This window comes from Commensalibacter communis (assembly GCF_947179105.1).
In the GTDB taxonomy this organism is placed as follows: Bacteria; Pseudomonadota; Alphaproteobacteria; order Acetobacterales; family Acetobacteraceae; genus Commensalibacter; species Commensalibacter communis.
The window spans coordinates 1-18,174 of sequence record NZ_CAMXCK010000012.1 but is presented as its reverse complement, the minus strand read 5'-3'; the positions used below and the strand labels follow the sequence as shown (position 1 = coordinate 18,174).

General features: G+C 31.8%; 16 protein-coding genes and 1 pseudogene. 9 read left to right on the top strand and 8 right to left on the bottom strand.

The window, feature by feature from the left end; all coding sequences use genetic code 11:
• Window positions 1-362: pseudogene (locus PQG52_RS11140) on the bottom strand (cytochrome C biogenesis protein CcdA); the annotation flags it as partial.
• Window positions 363-772: 410 nt separating this feature from the next.
• Here PQG52_RS11140 and PQG52_RS11135 point away from each other — a divergent pair.
• The 6 genes from PQG52_RS11135 (at window position 773) to PQG52_RS11110 (ending at window position 7,193) form a co-directional block, all read left to right on the top strand.
• Window positions 773-1,945 carry an ROK family protein gene (locus tag PQG52_RS11135; protein WP_271829559.1) on the top strand — a complete coding sequence of 391 codons (1,173 nt, stop codon included), beginning with the start codon at window positions 773-775 and terminating at the stop codon, window positions 1,943-1,945.
• Between the two features lie 79 nt (window positions 1,946-2,024).
• Complete coding sequence (locus tag PQG52_RS11130; protein WP_271829558.1) at window positions 2,025-3,008, top strand: tagatose kinase; 984 nt, start codon at window positions 2,025-2,027, stop codon at window positions 3,006-3,008.
• Window positions 3,008-4,279 carry a class II D-tagatose-bisphosphate aldolase, non-catalytic subunit gene (locus PQG52_RS11125; RefSeq protein WP_271829557.1) on the top strand — a complete coding sequence of 424 codons (1,272 nt, stop codon included), beginning with the start codon at window positions 3,008-3,010 and terminating at the stop codon, window positions 4,277-4,279. Before PQG52_RS11130 ends, PQG52_RS11125 begins: the two co-directional genes overlap by 1 nt.
• Before the next feature lie 36 nt (window positions 4,280-4,315).
• Entirely contained in the window at window positions 4,316-5,044 is a 729-nt protein-coding gene (locus PQG52_RS11120) for an SDR family oxidoreductase (RefSeq protein WP_271829556.1), read from the top strand.
• A 1,198-nt stretch (window positions 5,045-6,242) separates the two neighbouring features.
• Window positions 6,243-6,881, top strand: a complete 639-nt coding sequence (parA, locus tag PQG52_RS11115; RefSeq protein WP_271829555.1) for a ParA family partition ATPase — start codon at window positions 6,243-6,245, stop codon at window positions 6,879-6,881.
• A gap of 24 nt (window positions 6,882-6,905) precedes the next feature.
• On the top strand, window positions 6,906-7,193 hold the full coding sequence (locus tag PQG52_RS11110; protein ID WP_271829554.1) for a hypothetical protein: 288 nt from the start codon (window positions 6,906-6,908) through the stop codon (window positions 7,191-7,193).
• Between the two features lie 226 nt (window positions 7,194-7,419).
• On the opposite strand, the gene PQG52_RS11105 is transcribed toward PQG52_RS11110, so the two are convergent.
• Together PQG52_RS11105 and PQG52_RS11100 are read right to left on the bottom strand one after the other, a co-directional pair.
• A complete protein-coding gene (locus tag PQG52_RS11105; RefSeq protein ID WP_271829553.1) occupies window positions 7,420-8,856 on the bottom strand; it encodes a lipopolysaccharide biosynthesis protein in 1,437 nt (478 codons plus the stop codon).
• A gap of 20 nt (window positions 8,857-8,876) precedes the next feature.
• Window positions 8,877-9,701, bottom strand: a complete 825-nt coding sequence (locus PQG52_RS11100) for a glycosyltransferase (RefSeq protein WP_271829552.1) — start codon at window positions 9,699-9,701, stop codon at window positions 8,877-8,879.
• Between the two features lie 317 nt (window positions 9,702-10,018).
• Here PQG52_RS11100 and PQG52_RS11095 point away from each other — a divergent pair, with 317 nt between their 5' ends.
• Window positions 10,019-10,936, top strand: a complete 918-nt coding sequence (locus PQG52_RS11095) for a GlxA family transcriptional regulator (protein WP_271829551.1) — start codon at window positions 10,019-10,021, stop codon at window positions 10,934-10,936.
• A 1,358-nt stretch (window positions 10,937-12,294) separates the two neighbouring features.
• Here PQG52_RS11095 and PQG52_RS11090 read toward each other — a convergent pair.
• The 3 genes from PQG52_RS11090 to PQG52_RS11080 form a co-directional block, all read right to left on the bottom strand.
• Window positions 12,295-13,209 carry a Hint domain-containing protein gene (locus PQG52_RS11090; protein ID WP_271829550.1) on the bottom strand — a complete coding sequence of 305 codons (915 nt, stop codon included), beginning with the start codon at window positions 13,207-13,209 and terminating at the stop codon, window positions 12,295-12,297.
• A gap of 17 nt (window positions 13,210-13,226) precedes the next feature.
• Window positions 13,227-13,850 carry a hypothetical protein gene (locus tag PQG52_RS11085; RefSeq protein ID WP_271829549.1) on the bottom strand — a complete coding sequence of 208 codons (624 nt, stop codon included), beginning with the start codon at window positions 13,848-13,850 and terminating at the stop codon, window positions 13,227-13,229.
• Between the two features lie 439 nt (window positions 13,851-14,289).
• Entirely contained in the window at window positions 14,290-14,847 is a 558-nt protein-coding gene (locus PQG52_RS11080) for a cysteine hydrolase family protein (RefSeq protein ID WP_271829548.1), read from the bottom strand.
• A 586-nt stretch (window positions 14,848-15,433) separates the two neighbouring features.
• Between PQG52_RS11080 and PQG52_RS11075 the strand changes: the two genes are divergently transcribed.
• Window positions 15,434-15,694 carry a hypothetical protein gene (locus PQG52_RS11075; RefSeq protein WP_271829547.1) on the top strand — a complete coding sequence of 87 codons (261 nt, stop codon included), beginning with the start codon at window positions 15,434-15,436 and terminating at the stop codon, window positions 15,692-15,694.
• Between the two features lie 129 nt (window positions 15,695-15,823).
• The gene (locus PQG52_RS11070) at window positions 15,824-16,099 is read left to right on the top strand and encodes a hypothetical protein (RefSeq protein WP_271829546.1); all 276 of its coding nucleotides are present in this window, start codon (window positions 15,824-15,826) and stop codon (window positions 16,097-16,099) included.
• On the opposite strand, the gene PQG52_RS11065 is transcribed toward PQG52_RS11070, so the two are convergent.
• Both PQG52_RS11065 and PQG52_RS11060 read right to left on the bottom strand, forming a co-directional pair.
• Window positions 16,094-16,765 carry a replication initiation protein gene (locus PQG52_RS11065; RefSeq protein ID WP_271829545.1) on the bottom strand — a complete coding sequence of 224 codons (672 nt, stop codon included), beginning with the start codon at window positions 16,763-16,765 and terminating at the stop codon, window positions 16,094-16,096. The genes PQG52_RS11070 and PQG52_RS11065 overlap by 6 nt on opposite strands.
• A 426-nt stretch (window positions 16,766-17,191) precedes the next feature.
• A partial coding sequence (locus tag PQG52_RS11060; protein WP_271829544.1) for an RbtT/DalT/CsbX family MFS transporter occupies window positions 17,192-18,174 on the bottom strand: 983 nt, incomplete at its 5' end.

The following is an 18,174-nucleotide window of genomic DNA, read 5'->3' as shown; positions in this document are numbered from 1 at the left end:
AATGGATAACCAAACCCACGAATGCCGTAACAAATAACCATTAATAGATAACCACCCATTCCAATTCCAAAAATCATAAAGCATACATGCATTACTGACCACAAAATAAATCCAACAAACATTGCTTTTTGTGGAGTAATGATTTCTGCAACAACCCCAGAACACCATGCAGAAATTGCAACCATTAATCCATATATGGTAAATACCAATCCTGATTGTGCTTCAGAAAACCCCATATCTGTAATAAATTTAGACAAAAAAGCAGCTTCAAAGCCATCTCCAGCCATAAAGATAGCAATTGCAATATATCCCCAAATTAAAGAGAATGGCATAAATCCAAAGAGCAATTTTTGTGATTTCATAAAAGACCTATTTTTCGGTACAGTTTTAAAAAAGAATAATCTTTTCAATTAGATTACGCGTAAATTATTGTTTGATTTTTATTTAGGATCAATTTTAATTATATTTTTGTTACTATTTCATTTCAATTTTTCCCTAATCCTATATTTATCAAGATAAATTATAGTAATGGACTTATTTTGTATAATTTCATACAAAATAACTCTAATTTTACATGAAATTATATATTCATGGAGATGATATATTTGAAAAAAAATAAAAATAGTAATATTTCATGAATTTATAGTAAAAATATTGTGAATTAATTTATAATTAATTTGTTGTTTTTTTTACAAATATATCTACTTTCCAAAAGTAGATAATAATTTTGTTATGAAGTTAAAAAAGAATTTATATATAAGTAAATAGTGAAATGAACGATTTAAATTTATATTCAAACATTCATAAACATGTAAAGCATAGTAATGGGTTAATTGCTCTGCAGGTATTGTACCAGTTTGGTTCGACTAGCCGCGCAGAAGTAGCAAGGAAAATGGGATTAAACCGTTCATCTTCGGGTTACATCATAGCTGATTTGATCCATGCTGGTTTTGTCAGAGAGATAAGTAAAAATCACAATCAGATAGCAGAAGTTAACCATCGCGGTCGCCCTGGTATTTTATTAGAGTTAGTCCCCCAAGCTGTCTATTTTCTGGGTATTGAGATTGGCGTTGAATATATCACAATAATCCTAATTGATTTAACAGCATCTATTGTTGATATGAGACATAAACAATTTCCTTGTCATCAAGTTGGTGTTGAAAATGCAATTGATGAAGCAATAAAATTAGCGTCATTGATGTGTAACGAAGAAATTATGAGTAAACTTGAAGGTATTGGTTTTTCTATTCCTGCTCATATGAATGAAAAGGGTTATATTTTCGATGCACCATTATTAAAGTGGGTTGATGTGGATTTCTTAAAAATAGCATCGCGTAAATTACCTATGAATTTACCAGTTGCTGTTGAAAATGATGCAAATGCTTTTGCGATAGGTGCGATTTATCAATCTAATATATCAGTAGGCGTTACTTTATTTTTGGTACTGGAAAGTGGTGTTGGTGGTGGTATCGTCATTGATGGAAAGTTGTTTCGAGGAGGAAATGGTCTTGCTGGAGAGATAGGGCACCTTACTGTTCAAAATCATAAAAAAGAATATCAAAGATTAGAATCTGTTATCAGCTTGGAACAGCTTTTATCTCGTTACCATACATTATCAGGACAATCTAATGTAACAATTGATCTGTTTATTCAATACGTCCAAGAGCGTGAGCCTATCGCTGTAAATTTAGCGGATGAATGGGCTAAATATCTAGGGTTAGCGTTAGTACAAGCCTGCAGAGTAATTGATCCTAATAAAATTATTTTGGGTGGATCGATGGCAAAATTATATAGCCTCATTGCTGCGCGGGTTAATATATATATTGAATTATACCAAGAGACACCATTTCCCATTCCAGAAATTGTTTTAAATCAGAATCCAGAGCTAGGGTCAGCATATGGAGCTGCATGTATATTACATCAAAGATTTATGTCATTAACGTAATCAAAACTGCTTATTTTGACCGCCAATAATTATGTAAAATATTTTTATAGTTTGACACATTTTATGTGGAGTATAGTTTATGTCTGTTCATCATATTTTAGCCCCTAATGCGTTAGGACCCACCATTACCATTGGTGAAATCCTAGTCGAGATCATGGCAACTGAAGTTGGGGAAGGGTTTGCCCCGCCATTAACCTTTACTGGACCTTATCCCAGTGGTGCTCCAGCTATTTTTATCGATCAATGCGTAAAATTAACCGAAAATGCAGGGATTATTGGGACTGTTGGAAATGATGCTTTTGGGCAAATTAATGTAAAGCGTCTAGAAAAAGATGGTGTTGATATTTCCGCTATTTCAATTGATGATAGCTTACCAACAGGAAGTGCTTTTGTAAGATATAGAGAAGATGGTGAGCGTGATTTTGTTTTTAATATTGTTGCATCTGCTGCAGGAAAAATTGCTCGAAACAAAGCGACTGATACATTAATTTCAAAAGCTGGGCATATGCATATTATGGGCACTTTACTAGCTATTCCTGGTGCTTGGGAAATGGCTGAATATGCAGTTAATGTTATCAAGAAAAATGGAGGAACACTTTCTTTTGATCCCAATATTAGAAAAGAATTAACAGCTGATAGTGTGTTCAGACAACGTCTTGCTTATTTGTTAAGTCAAACAGATTTGCTTCTCCCTTCAGGGGAAGAAATCTTAACTATTACAAACACGTCGAGTTTAACAGATGCAATAAAAAATGTCTTTTCTGTTGGTGTAAGTGAAGTTGTTTTGAAACAAGGTAGAGAAGGTGCGACCTCTTATCATCGTAATGGTGACATTGTCTCTGGAAAAGCATTTGAAATCGAAGAAATTGATCCAACAGGCGCAGGGGATTGCTTTGGTGCAACATATGTCAGTTGCAGACGGCTTGGTATGACTTTGAATGATTCTCTTACTTTGGCAAATGCAGCAGGTGCCAGAAACGTACAATTTACTGGTCCAATGGAAGGAACAGCAACGTTAGACGAGCTTCAAACATTTATTCAAAATGTCTCAAGGAAAATATAATGAAAGTCACTCTTGAAGAGTTAAAAAAATATCGAACACGAGGTAACCCAAAGGGAATTACATCTGTTTGTTCAGCCCACCCTCTAGTCTTAAGGGCGGCTTTGAGGCTTGGTCGTGACAATACAAGTAGTGTTTTGATAGAAGCTACTTGTAATCAAGTGAATCATTATGGTGGATACACAGGAATGAAACCACATGATTTTGCAACCTTAGTATTTTCTTTGGCTAAAGAAGAGAAATGTCCAGAAGATTTAATTACTCTTGGTGGTGATCATCTTGGTCCCAATCCGTGGAAGCATTTACCTGCTGATAAGGCAATGGATGAAGCTGAGAAAATGGTTGTGGCTTATATCGATGCTGGTTTTCGTAAAATCCACATTGATACCTCGATGGGATGTCAAGGCGAACCAACAGCATTGGACGATCAGGTTGTTTCACAACGTGCTGTACGCTTAATCAAAGCTGCAGAGGAAGCGGCTGCAAAAAGTGATAAAAAGAAACCGCTTTATATTATTGGCACAGAAGTTCCCCCTCCAGGTGGAGCAGATCACGTTATTATATCTCTTGAACCTACCAAAGCAGAAGCTGCTGCACAGACGTTGAAAATTCATCAAGATGCTTTGTGTGCAATAGGACTGGAGGAGGTTACCCATAGACTCCTTGGTTTAGTCGTTCAACCTGGCGTAGAATATGGAAACTGGGATATTATTTACTACGATCGGGAAAGGGCAAAAACGTTATCAAACTCTTTGGATACAGAATCTAACCTTGTTTTTGAAGCACACTCAACAGATTATCAAGGGGTGCATTATTTATCTCAATTAGTTGAAGATGGTTATGCTATTTTAAAAGTAGGACCAGAGTTAACGTTTGCAGTCAGAGAATGTTTATTCGCGCTCGATCATATTGCAAGTGAAGTTTTCTTAGATTACCCAGATCGCTATCTGCAGAAAAATGTTGAACAATTAATGCTTGCTAAACCTGATTATTGGAACAGCCATTATCACGGCAGCGAGCATGAATGTTATTTATTGCGCCATTATTCTTTATCTGATCGTATTCGTTATTATTGGGCAGATCCCAAGGCGAATGAATATGTTACAACATTATTGTCAAAGATTGAAGGTGCAACTATTCCCGCTCCTTTAATGATGCAATACTTACCAGGAGCAGAACATTTTTCTAAAATTAGTTTTGAACCTGAAGAAGTTATCATTTGGTACGTGCAGAAGGTTCTTAAGACCTATCACAAAGCATGCCATCTTGATTAGAATTCTTTCGTTTTATTTTTAAAAAGGATTAAAAAATTGTCTAATTCATTACAAAACAAAGTCGCAGTTGTTACGGGTGCTGCTTCTGGTATTGGGCTTGCTTCTACAGAAATTCTAGTTGCAAATGGTGCAACCGTTGTCATGGTTGATCGTGATGTTGCAACAATGGAGAAAATACAAGCAAAATATAAAGATAAAATTATACTTTGCGTTACCAATTTAATCGATCCAGATAGCTGCGCAAAAATGGTTCCTAGTATTATTGAAAAAACAGGTAAAATTGATATTTTTCATGCAAATGCTGGATGTTACATTGGGGGTGATTTAATTGACTCTGATCCTAATGATATTGATCGGTTAATTGATCTTAATGTGTCTGTTGTTATGAAAAATATTCGTGATGTCTTACCACACATGATTAAACAAAAATCAGGCGACATTATTGTAACAAGCTCTATTGCAGGACATTTACCAATACATTGGGAACCTGTTTATTGTGCATCAAAATGGGCAACAAATTCTTTTGTGCAAACAATGCGCCGTCAAATTAGCAAACATGGCATTCGTATTGGTTCTGTTTCCCCTGGTCCAGTTATCAGTGCATTATTAGCTGATTGGCCAGAAGAAAACTTGAAAAAAGCAAAAGAACTTGGAAGTCTTATGGAGCCGATTGAAATTGCGGAAGCCGTATTATTTATGTTGACACGTCCACGTCATGTTGCGATTAGAGACATTGTCATTCAACCTCTAGCGCAAGAATTATAAGCTGTAATTTTAAAAGCAAAGTATATGACATTTTTTTCTTTCGGTTATTTTGGGAATAATTGAAAGAAAAATATACATACAACTTTCATACTAGATATTTTTGCTCTTCTCATTAAATAAGTCTTTTTACAAACCATCTAATAATTTTTGTAACATGTGTTATATATAACAAGCATTCCGGTATTTAGAGTTACTCTAAGGTTATCTTCAGTAAAAGAAGGCAGCCCTTTTTTAAGATAATTTAATAAATGGTTCGCTTTTTCTTATATGTTATACCTTAGGTCCCTAATCCTTCTCACCGGAAGTATGTCTGAAATAGTTGTTTATATATAGTTTTTATTTCGTAATTATTTTTTGAATGACTGATGGATCTTAAAAAAGAATAGGTTTTCAGGTCTTTGAATAAGGTTTTAAGGGACTTTCTAGAGGTTCAATAGAATTTTATTTCTATCACCTTTTTAGCTTCCGTAGAGCACTTAAAATCGTTAAAGGTTTCAGAATTTTTTTGTATTGTTTCGAAAATTATTTTCTAATAACTGGATGCTTTTATGTTTGTTATTTTCAGAAATATAATCAAAGTTGTTTTTTAGCGATGAAGTAATACCTGTTGGATTATATATAACGATTCTCGGAATTTTTCAATTCTTACTAAGTTAACTCTTTATGATTCGTGATTTTGATAAATTTAAGTAATTTTTGATATAGTGTTAATAACTTATTAAAGGTAAAACTATGTTAATTACAGCATGCGCTTCAGGATCAACAAATAGATATTGAAAACGGTTAGTTAATAAAATACTATAACGGGATAAAACACTTCTCCATATGCCAGATTATACCTTATTATTTAGTAATAATATTGTTCTTAGCAAACATAATTTTGAAAAATTTTCAAATACAACCACGAATATTTCAATTATATTAGATCCAGAAATATATCATGATGCTAAACTAGTCGCTCTGTAATATGCTCTTAAGAAAGAATGGCGACATCGAATGTCTGTAGGAGGCATAGATGCATCAAGATATCTAGTAAAGTGTTTGTTGGCTTTTGCTGTAAATGGTTTGAAAGACACAATTAGTTTTAAATTAATTTTTTACTTTAATAATTACTTTTCAATACTCTAAAAATAAATAATATAAATGTTGAAAACATCAAATGTGGGTATGAACATTTAAGTTAATGTGGTAATTTATAATGATTATTTCTTTTATTAACCAAAAAGGTGGTGTTGGAAAAACAACACTCTCCATTAATGTCGCTGCTTACTTTGCTCAGCAAGGGCATAAAGTGCTTTTGATTGACGCAGATAAACAAGGATCGACATCAACTTGGGTAAGCTTACGAGAAAATACCTCTTTTCAAGTGGTAAGTTTAGCACGAGCAAATATGGCACGTGACGCTATAAAAATGTCTATGGATTATACGTATACTATAATAGACGGTCCACCTCATGCTGAAGAGATTGCTCGATCTTGTATTGTAGCAGCTGACTTTGTCGTTTTACCTATTGAACCATCAGGCCTCTCAACTTGGGCTTCTGATTTGACTGTTCGTCAGATCATGGAAGCTAGAGATTTTAAACAATCCCTCAAATGTGGTTTTGTGGTTTCCCGCAAAATAGGGAAAACTGTTATTGGTCGTGATATAAGAGATATGGCAGCATCTGCGCAAATTCCTGTTTTAAATACGGAAATTGAACAACGTGTTGCTTTTGCAGAAAGTATAACTATGGGAAAAACAATTTTTGAGTGGGCGCCCAATGGAGCGGCTGCAAGAGAAATTAAACGTTTAGCAACAGAAATAGAGCAATACCAAGATTTAACAAAGAATTAATACTACTTTATTAGGAATTGATTTATGTCAAAGAAAACCTTTTCATTAGCACCTAAACCGAAATTGCCGATAAATGATCAAATCATAGCATTTGAACAGGGTGGGTCTGGACACGACGCAAAAAAGGTAATTTCTAGAGAAACAACGAAGCGTCTAAGTCTTGATATTCCTCTTAGTGTTCATACACGCTTTAAAACTGCTTGTAGTGCTACCGGAACAAAAATGGTTTCTGAATTACAAATTTTTATCGAAAAACGGACGCAAGAGCTTGAACAACAAGCGGGTATAATAAGAGAACAAAATAACCCTTAGGTTAATCTAAATTATTTAAGTTTCTTTATTTCTGGGTTCAGTCTAATTGTTGTTGGCATGTATTTAACTGACAGCTACAGATGTGTATTCATGCTACCATTTTATAAGCATAAAAGTATGATTAAATATGAGATAATTTCGGTAACTCATATAATATATAAAATTTCCTAAAAGTCACAGTGATATATAGTTTACGGACAAGATACGTTATTTTATTTAATGGAGGTTAATTACCTAAAGTAAGCATAATTTTATTTTTAACTACGTAATATACATTGGGGTTTGTTAGGAGTAACAACGAAATATATATTACAAAACTAAGTAAAATTTTAATAATAAAAATTTCTATTAATGATATGTTAAAATACACAAAATATAATCCTATCAATTTAACAAGAAAGAACATTAAAACGGCACATAACATTGGTTTGTATATACACAACATAAAGTCAGAAAAGCGTCCTCCCAATAGTCTCACGGCTAACATTGTATTTGGGAAAAACATAATTACATTTGCCAATAAATATAATTTGACTAGCACTTCAATGTTATAGAAGCCTCCAATAATAAACGAACCGACTTGAAGAACTGAATTAAAAATTGAAATATATAACAATAAATCAGTCTTTCCTTTTGACATAAAAACAGCCCCTGTCGTACTAACGATTGCCTGTAAAATACCCACAACTGATAACCAAACCAATAATTTGGGTAAAAGCAACCATTGAGAACCAAAAACCAAAAGTGTAAATTCATGACTGACTGTCGATAAGCATAGCATAACTGGTGGAACGATCATTGCAATCGCTTTAATAGATTTAAGATAGACCTCAACAGCTTCATTGGACGACGTTTGTAGTCGGCTTAAAATTGGATATAAAGACCTCGTTAATATGGATCTCATATTTTGCACAGGAAACAGCATTACTCTATATGCTAAGGAATATTCCCCCAATATTGATGCTGTGAAAAACTTACCTATAATCATTTCATCACTATTTCTAGAGAAATAATTTACAAAATTAAATAAAACTAAATTCGAACTAAATTTAAAAATCGATTTAATTTTATCTATATCAAATATAAATTTGACCTTCCATCCTGAAAAAAAACAGAAAGAAATAGAGGTAAGTAACGAAAAAGACAGTGTTTGAAAAACAAGACTATATACACCATAATCATGAGTTGCAAAATATACTCCCATTGTTAATGCACATATTGAAGATATTACTTCTGTAAGGGCAATCGTTCTAAATTTTGATTTTCTTTCTAAAATAGCCAAATGAACGGATGTGATGCTATTTAATATAAAAGTGATACTTATTAACTTGATAGTATATTGTAGTAGCTCAAGTTGAAAGAAGTGAGAAATATAGTAAGATAAAAAATAAAAAATTATTGCTAGAGAAAAACCCATTATTGTATTTAAAATAAAAACGGAGCTGATTAACGTATCGTCAATCTCTTCCTTTTGAATAATTGCTGCTGAAGACCCCATATCCCTCAAGATATTGACAAAGCTGACTACAATCATAGTAAGGGACATTACCCCAATATCTTTTGGTGTGAGATATCTTGCAAAAATAACCAATCCTAATAATTGGCAAGCTACTTTAACTACTTGTGAAAGTGCAAGCCATTTTACATTATGGAGTAAATTCATATAAATCCAACAATTAATAGTTATTTATTTTTGAAATAATGTGATATTTTCTTTATTGATATATCATTATTTGTTCTCTGCAAACCAAAGTAAGATAAAAATATTTGCACAGCTTTACTGATTAATATGAAGATGAAATTTGTGTGGTTGGTTTGATATGTGTTTGATAAATTAAGAGCATTGTTTTTATGATCTATTTCGTTAACATAAGTCAAAGCTTTAGGGCATGCTTCTACTATTGTACCAGACAATTCTAATATTTTACTGATCCATATATCATCTGTCTTTGGTGCGAGTAAGGTATATTCATTGCTATCAAATAATGATTCATTAACCATGTTTTTAGTTAAAACACAACCACCAACACCCGTAATAATATAATCACGACTAAATTGAATAGGTTTTTTACAGATTTTATATCGACTATATGATTGCAACTGTCCAAAAATATTTCTTTTAACTACTCTAATCCTTGAAGCTACCGCTAATTGAGATTTATTTTTATAAAAGGCGTCTAGCAATGTTTTTAGCCACATATCACCATAAATAACATCATCATCTGCATAAACAAGTATATCAGAATGATTTGAGGTTTTAATGGCATTTAATATTTTTCTGTATGGCCCAGTATTTTCCACAAATTTAACTTCTATTATATTCGATATGCTATTCAGCTCATCGACCCAATAAGGTATAATTTTTATACCTTTATCTGATAAATATGCTTCTTGTGATATCCATAAGAAAATTTTATCTGGCTTTTTGGTTTGATGAATTAATGACCATATTGTTGCACTACAAAGATCTAATCTTGATGAGGTTGTTGTTAAATTTACTGAAATCATAAACAGCTTTTCTTATATTTTTAAAAATTTTAAATTTTATTTAAATAGAATATTATAAGTAACAATGATGTTGATTGATCCCTTGCAGCTTATTGTCTTGTGAATTCTAATTTTTTTTGTCAAAGATAACTCCATATTATTTTTTTATTTTTAACAGTATGGAATGAATGACGGCAAGTATTTTATAAAAATTCTTTATTACATAAAATATTTGTAAATTTTTGTCATAGAAAAAAAATGGCAACAAGATTAAAATTAATGCTCAATTTTTAATATTGAATTGTTGGTTAATAACATTGGAGTAAAAACGCTCAATTATGGTTATTATATGGATCATCGTATATGAATCAGCTCAAAAATCTGCTATTTATGGTCTTTGTGATTTATTTTCTATGGCAGAGTATGCTTGTAATTCACAACAAAAAATAAAGGTCGAAATTATATTAGAAGATAATATTAACTATATTTACAAACAATCTCCAAATATTATTATTTTGCCTCCTAGTTTAAATAAAACTCCCAATACGTGTAATCATCAGCGACTCGTTAAGTTTTTACGTTATTATCATCTTCAAGGTTGTATTTTAGCCTCTATTTGTGCTGGAATATTTATCTTAGCAAAAACAAATTTACTTAATAATAGAGAAGCAACAACACATTGGGCGTATGCCGAAATTTTTAAAAGAGCTTTTCCCAAAGTTATTCTTAAAGAGGATCAAATTTTAATTGATAATGATGATGTAATTACTGCAGGAGGAATGATGGCGTGGATTGATTTGGGGTTAAGAGTTATTGAACGGTTTTTAGATCGTAATATTATGTTAAAAACAACTCAATTTATGTTAATTGATCCTCCAAGAAAATTACAAAGCCCATATATCAATTTTATACCTAAGTATAATCATGGCGATCAAGAAATCGTCAAAGCACAACGTTGGCTGCTAGACACAAATTTACGCAAAGTTACTGTAAAAGATTTAGTTAATCAATCAGGACTAGAGGAAAGAACTTTTTTAAGACGTTTTAAAAAAGCAATAAATTTAACCCCTAAAACCTATTTACAACATTTTAGAATAGAGCGTGCTCGTACCATCCTTGCGACAACTAATGTATCTATTGAGCAAGTCTCATGGGAGATTGGATATGCTGATACTAGCTCTTTTCGCAAGAATTTTACAAAAATAACCCATATCACCCCAAGAGAGTATCGTAAAAAAAATGGTATTACATCGTAATTATATTTATTCATTAAGCTGTAAGAGAAGTGTGAGACATAACAATTGAGTGAAGAATCTGTTTTGTATTTTCAACAAATAGTTTTCTTTGTTCTTTGTTAAGGATTAGTTCAAAAAAAACGGCAGTAATAGTCAATGTTTCTAAACGAAAAGAGAAATCAAAAGCAAAAAGTAGGCTTTTAAGGTTCTGTTCGTGATTGATCGACAAGCTAAAATATGAATATCGGGTTGCGCTAATAAACCGTTTTTTTGCCACCATTGGTGAACCTTAATCCTTCACATTCGTTATAGCATATTGACCCATGTCGTATTTCACAAAGTCACACGTCGTTAGGCGGGTAGGGAATGGAGATTTCCAAGCTTATTCGAGTATATGGCGAATTAAAGATACAACCTGTCACAACTGGACAAAAGTGAGACTAGGTTACAGCGTGCTACAGTCGGTGACACAGAACGTCCATCTAGTGCAACACCGTGATACAAGAGAAAATGACACAGAGGCAAGGCACATCCTTGACATTGAAAAAGCGGTTGAGAGCTTTAACCGTTTACTTTCTTCAAAATAAGAGACTATAGATAGCCTTAAAACGGCGTTAAAGCTGCTTGGGTAACGCCAAGAGAATCCCCCCCACCACTAAAAGAGAATATCGTATCATATCCTCAAAAAAACGATATTTTTGTCGATGGTAATTGCCCCGCATGTAAGCGTATATTACTCGCAAAACCCCTTAAATTATCCGATAACAAATGCTTCTAGCAGGAACTAGGACGTTCGGTCTTTCAAGTGAACTTAACGATCTGTATATAATTTTCTTATTATCGTATAATACATAGCATGTGTTGTTATAACTTATAAGACGGTAATCAACACAATTATAATCATTGTTAAGTTTGAATTGCCAGAGCTGTGGTTTCCCCTTAGACTATGATTGTCTTTTGACAGTATAATAAGTATGGAGTGTCCTTACCGTGCGCGCTTACATGTCTGGAAACTCTATTTAATTAATTTGATTTCTTTCAAAGATATCTCTCTCCACAGTGAGTATTAACTCCGTAATTCCCTATTGTACTGATTGATCCAATCTGTTAAACTTATTTTTAGATAATATAGATTTGTGTTGATATGTCTTCCTTCTAAGTGGATTGAGAAAAAGTAGTAAAAGTGGCTATTCAAAGTGTTTCTACTGTCTTTTGTGTCTCCATATTATACGTTGTCCCCTTACGGACTTGGCATATTGGTTTGTAAGGTTACGCTTTTTGTCTAAAGGGTTGCCCCGTTTCGACCTTTGACAAGTTTGAAGAGCCGCTATCATAAGAGTTAATGACCAAAAATCTACCTAAACAACTTTTTAGTTTTTTTACATTGCTTTTAAAGGCAGGTGAGAATTATCCTGAATAATATAGGGGCCACCAGCAATTACTTTCATTCTCAAAATACCAATTGTGTCGCTATTCCTTCTGTTTAAAGGTAATATTGCTCTACCTAAAGTCCAGCGACATCTCGTTTGCTCTTGGACGCTCCATCCTAACAAATCTTTTATATTTAAATGGGTATCAATTTCTAACGTATCGTAAAAATCAGATAATGTTATATTTTCAATTAAAATACCCAGTTGACGACGATCATCAACAAAAGGACCTATCGTTTCTGAGAGGCGACTACTTAGAGAATGAATAGTTACGAAATTAATATTAGGTGGCAGACGGAAGGCAATATAATTATTTTTCTCGTATATCATCGTTAATTTTTGACCATCTGGTGTCGTTAAATACAAACCATGATCATTTGTCAACTTTGGTTTAACACGAGTATCGAGTAAGTTTTGTAATTTGGATCTTTTTTCGATATCATTATAAATTTTTTCAACGAAAGCACGCGTTGTATTTAAAGGAGCTGCAGCGTCTTCCCAACTTTTTTTTCCTTTGACAGTTAAGAAATTATTGCATTGAACATCCGTATTTAGATAGCTTTCAGTTAATACTCCATTTGCTATAATAATTGAATGTTCTTCTGTTTCAAAATGATACACGTCATAATGATTAAAAGATGTATCTTGGATGATAGAACGTCCATTTACCAACATACGAACGGGCACAAGTTGTTCTTTTATGAATACACAATGTTCAGGTGTTATTAGTAAATCTTCATAAGGAATATTTTCTGCAAAAGCAGACTTTAAAATTCTAATTGGTAACTGGTCTTTATTGCTAACAGTAATTTGTCGATTTAAAATAGATGTTATTTTTTTTATAATTTTATTACCATTATGCACAGTGATAATTTCGTCACCTATTTGTAATTCTTCAACTTTTTTTTTCCAGAAACAGTTTCGATTTCAGTTCCTTTTAAAAAACATTTAATATCTGGAGGTAATCCAGTATTTAAAAATATATTAGTAATTCTTAATGTTTTGTTTGTTTGCTCAGCAGGAGCGAGTACAAATTGACGGTTAATTGGAAAATTATTGTTGTCTGATGATACGATTTGAAAAACTAGAGAAGTTGCTTTAGACCCAAGAAGAGAGGTATTACTATCCTGGTACCCTTTGTATTTTACTGTTAATTCTGTGGTTGAGCCATCAAAATATGTGATTTTTACTTTAAAATCTTGCTTTTTTTCCAGGTATTGGGCTGACCCAGCAAAAACAGTCATACTTGATATGTTATAAAATGGATCAGTTACAGGTATTTGGTTTTGTTCAAGATAATAAGCACCCGTACCGCCATCACTTTCAGTACCTGGTCCTGCATATAATTTAGGTTTATCATTTTTGCTCACATTTTTACCATCGTGGATACCTTGGGTATTATTGGTGTATTTGTATGAATCAAAATAGTAAGTAGTATCATTTTCCCATAAAGATGATAATGGTATAGTTCTTGCTTCTGGTAAAACTTGTTCTTGATTAGTCATGAATATAAATACCGTTGATATGTTGTTGGTGATTATTTTCAGAAAAAATGTTTTTCAGTGCCTTGTGAAGTGATGCTTTTAACATCATGCATTTTTTGTTTAAGCAATCGGTCAGTTGTTGGAATATCAGATGCCTTAAATTAATATTTGCAATGTCTAATATGCATCCTGAATGTTTCAAAACAAGAATTATGGCAGTCGTCATTACGCTCTACGTAACATTTATTTTTATTAACTATTAATTTCGATAAAATAATTGTATGATTAAGGCAATATTGGGTATAAATTTGCTTATATTCAGTTTCATTAATTTTTTGATCAATGTGAACTAAGGTAACAACTTGTGATGAACCTATAAAACCAGCCTGAGCATTAGCCATACCTGTTTTTATGGTATTTAATTGACGTGAATACATAATAAGAGCAATCTAGATAAATATTATTTTTGTAATTGAGAAATGATTTCTTTGGTATCAATAACTGTCGCATAACCTAAAGATAATGCATTCATAAAGACTGCATGAACTTCTTTGGCGGATATATTAATGTTATTGAATTGTGAATTCTGAGCCGCAATAGCATCATGAATAACGGTAATATCATAGCCAAGGTCACTTCCAGCACGAACCGTTGCATCAACACACATTTGAGCCATTGCACCAATGATGATAATATTTTTACATTGATGTTGATCCAAAATGCTTTTTACATTCGTTTCTTTAAAGGAGTTAGGATAGTTTTTTATAACAACATGTTCATTATCAAGCGGTTTTATGATTTCATTAATCTCAGATCCTTTAGAAGCACGTGCAAAAAAAGGAGCTTCTGGTGAATGCCATTCATGTTTGATATGAATTATGGGTAATGAATTCTTTCTAGCAGTTTCCAAAATTTTTTTACTTTGTTCAGAAACACTTTCGATATTCGGTAATGGGAATTTTCCATTTGGAAAATAGTCATTTTGTAAATCAATAGTCATTAATACAGAGTTTTTCATCTTAAATGTTCTTTTTAATTAGTAACAAAATTATATTATAAATTTGTTGATAGGATTTAAGAGTGGTAAAAGTGACAAATATAATTGTAATTCAGACATAATTAATTTGTTTTTTGATCATTAATAAAATATTATAACGATTAGTTATAAGAACGTATTATTGCAAAAATTGTTATAATTTCTTTTTTTTGACTGTTATTTGTCATTTTATTTTATGTAAAAATCTGCAAAAGTTGTCTTAACGAAACAAATTTATGATAACGAGATGAAAAATATACTCTTTAACTTACAAGAAAATTAGTTATCAAATTCTATTAATAATCTATTAAAAACTACTATTCCTGATCTTTTAATGTCCTCTAAAAATATTGAAGGCGTTTTAAAGTTACCAACATGTTTATTGTCGATTCATTCTTTGTAAGAGTTAACAGGTAAAGATTTTGACGCTGTTGATATTTCTTCACAAGAATCACTTGTTTTACGTCGTTTAACACAACTGGTAGAAATTTGTCGAATTAATCCTGTGTGGAAAGAGCGTATTAACAATCGTATTTGTTATTATAAAATAACAAAATATGAGATATTTATGTCTATTCCGATAACAGATAAAGAGGTGTTTACCGATTTATTTATCGATCAACGAATTGGTATGGTTGTTCCTATTGAAAAAGGCGAGTTTCAAATCGCTAGCAGTAGTGGCGCTACCTCTGGTCGAGCCTCTGAAATTGTTTATTCAAGAAAAGAGTTACTTGATACCTATAAAAGGGCGGGAGACTTTATAGGCAAACATATAGTATCTCGTTATATTGGAGTAGATTATTACCTCAAAAAGTTAAAGAGGATTTAAAACAGCTCTATCCTAATTTATTGATATTAAATTTTATTTGCAGCTACACCAGGTGAAACGATCGGTCTTCAACTAAATAAAGATAATAATATTTTAGCAACAGTTTCTGGGCTGCATTTAATTGAAATTGTGGATGATAATGGTCGTTGGGTAAAAGAAGGGAAAGAAGGTGATTTAGTAATTACAAGATTATTTGCAAATAAAGCTCCAATTTTAAGATATAAATTAGGAGATCATGTTATTAGAAGAGTAAATCTAAAAATAAATACATTGAATTCTATGCAATTTGAATATGTTAGGCGAAGTGACGGTTTTATTATAATTACAGATACTAAGTTTTATATTCCCCACGCACTGCCTATTATTGTTCAAAACTTAAAAAATGCTAATATTATAGCGTTATAATTTTTCTTTGAAATCGAACTTTAAAGCTTTTACATTACGCCCTTCTTTAATAGTTTTAAGTGTTATAATTAAGTTACTTTTATCATTTAATTCTTTTAAAGAAGGTTTTATAATCCACTGATTTAATGCTTTAAAAGTTGCATATTTATCTTCTACTTCTAACATGGAACGTAATTTTTGAATTGTAATGGTTCTTGACCCAATTAATTTAAATTGCATTAAAATTTCATATATTCTGATACTGTAATTACTTCTTAAGGATGCAATATTTCTAATAATAATACTGGTAAATTGACCCTTTAATTGAGTTAAATAAGGCATAATTGAATCAGAAAAAACTATTTCTACTTTACCTTTCTTATCAAAGTACTTAGCTTCTTCTTGTATCCATCTGATTTTTCTTTTTTCTTCCTTTGTAGAAATATGTATCCATCTTTCCGCTAGTTTATCAATAGCTTCTTGCAATCTTTCCTCAGCATGTTTTTCTCCCATATTTGGGAAAGCATTAAGAAATTCCTGGGATGTAATTTGAAAAATTTTGTTTATTTTTATTTCTTGGGGGTTAAGCTTAGCAATACATATCAGCAAAATACGTTGTTCTTGAAGGGTAAGTTTATAGCTGGCTTCAATTAAAACATTTGCTTTATAAACAATTAAATCCTTCATAATAATCCTCATATGATAAGTCTAGGTTATTCTATTAATCTATACTTATAAAAAAATAAAGATTAAATTCTCTAAATTTTACTATGTGAATATTACCCCCAAGTTCTATACCTATTACCCCCAAGTTCTATACCTATTACCCCCAAGTTCTATACCTATTACCCCCAAGTTCTATACCTATATAGAAATAACCAATTGAAAAAAAAAGGAAAAACACTTCCTAAAACAAGATAAAAATATATAAAACAAGTTGTAAAAGTAAATAACTGTGGATAACTATTATAGCTAAAAATTTTATATAAAATTTCTATTTTTATTATCATCAAATAAAAACATTTTATTTAAACCTATTTTAAAAACTTTAAGATGCTATTAAATACATTTTTATTAATATAATAAAATAGAATTATCAGAATAATATAGAAATTATTTTTTTGATTGATCTACTTTAATAAATAAAGTCAAAATAGCAGCAAATATATATAATATAATATAACACCAGATTGCACTAACAATACCAAATAAAGGCACCATTATAGTTGCTATTCCTGGTCCCACAAAATTACTTAATCCTGCTGATAGATTATATATTGATATTGCCGCTCCTTTATGATGAGGCTCTAGCGCTGCAAAAACAGCAGTCATAGGAACAAAAGCAGCAACTGTAAATCCAAATAATACAGCTGGAATCATAGCCATCCAATAATTGTGCCCAAATGTTATTGGAATATAATAAAATAAAAAACATGCAACTGCACCGCCAATGCAACCGAACCAACGTGCTTGACGTAACCAGCCAATATGATCCCCTAGAATCCCCCACATCACATTAGTAAAAATCGTTACAAACATAAAAATTGTCCAAATATTTTGCCACTCTGTTTTAGTAAACCCCAATCCATGATCAGTCACATTTTTTCCCACAAGCAACCATGGCATTACAACGGCAAATCCAAAAATAGGTGTTGTATTAATAATACGAACCAAAGCAGACATAAAAATATGTTTATTAGAAAATAAAATCGTAATAGCTTTCGATAACTCTTCTGTTTTTTCCTTAAAAGACAATTTTGATTTTGATATATCAGTTTTTACATTACGCAAAGCAATTAGCGAAATTAATCCACCTGCAACAACCCATCCAAGAGCCATCCATAAAGTATTATACTCTCCAATAATAGGATTAATATATCCAGGTAAGAATCCCCCTAATACACCAAAACCAATTGAATATGCTGCCCAAAACCAGCCCATTGCAGTAGAAACTTTGCTTTTATCCACATTTTGAATAATAAGAATAACAAAAGAATACAAAAATAATGGATAACCAAACCCACGAATGCCGTAACAAATAACCATTAATAGATAACCACCCATTCCAATTCCAAAAATCATAAAGCATACATGCA

Bases quoted from the DNA above. Each gene is read 5' to 3' on its own strand.
- PQG52_RS11095 (WP_271829551.1), top strand. From the start codon at position 10,019: ATGGTTATTATATGGATCATCGTATATGAATCAGCTCAAAAATCTGCT.
- PQG52_RS11065 (WP_271829545.1), bottom strand. From the start codon at position 16,765: ATGAAGGATTTAATTGTTTATAAAGCAAATGTTTTAATTGAAGCCAGC.
- PQG52_RS11085 (WP_271829549.1), bottom strand. From the start codon at position 13,850: ATGACTAATCAAGAACAAGTTTTACCAGAAGCAAGAACTATACCATTA.
- PQG52_RS11110 (WP_271829554.1), top strand. From the start codon at position 6,906: ATGTCAAAGAAAACCTTTTCATTAGCACCTAAACCGAAATTGCCGATA.
- PQG52_RS11075 (WP_271829547.1), top strand. From the start codon at position 15,434: ATGTCTATTCCGATAACAGATAAAGAGGTGTTTACCGATTTATTTATC.
- PQG52_RS11080 (WP_271829548.1), bottom strand. From the start codon at position 14,847: ATGAAAAACTCTGTATTAATGACTATTGATTTACAAAATGACTATTTT.
- PQG52_RS11105 (WP_271829553.1), bottom strand. From the start codon at position 8,856: ATGAATTTACTCCATAATGTAAAATGGCTTGCACTTTCACAAGTAGTT.
- parA (WP_271829555.1), top strand. From the start codon at position 6,243: ATGATTATTTCTTTTATTAACCAAAAAGGTGGTGTTGGAAAAACAACA.
- PQG52_RS11100 (WP_271829552.1), bottom strand. From the start codon at position 9,701: ATGATTTCAGTAAATTTAACAACAACCTCATCAAGATTAGATCTTTGT.
- PQG52_RS11125 (WP_271829557.1), top strand. From the start codon at position 3,008: ATGAAAGTCACTCTTGAAGAGTTAAAAAAATATCGAACACGAGGTAAC.
- PQG52_RS11135 (WP_271829559.1), top strand. From the start codon at position 773: ATGAACGATTTAAATTTATATTCAAACATTCATAAACATGTAAAGCAT.
- PQG52_RS11130 (WP_271829558.1), top strand. From the start codon at position 2,025: ATGTCTGTTCATCATATTTTAGCCCCTAATGCGTTAGGACCCACCATT.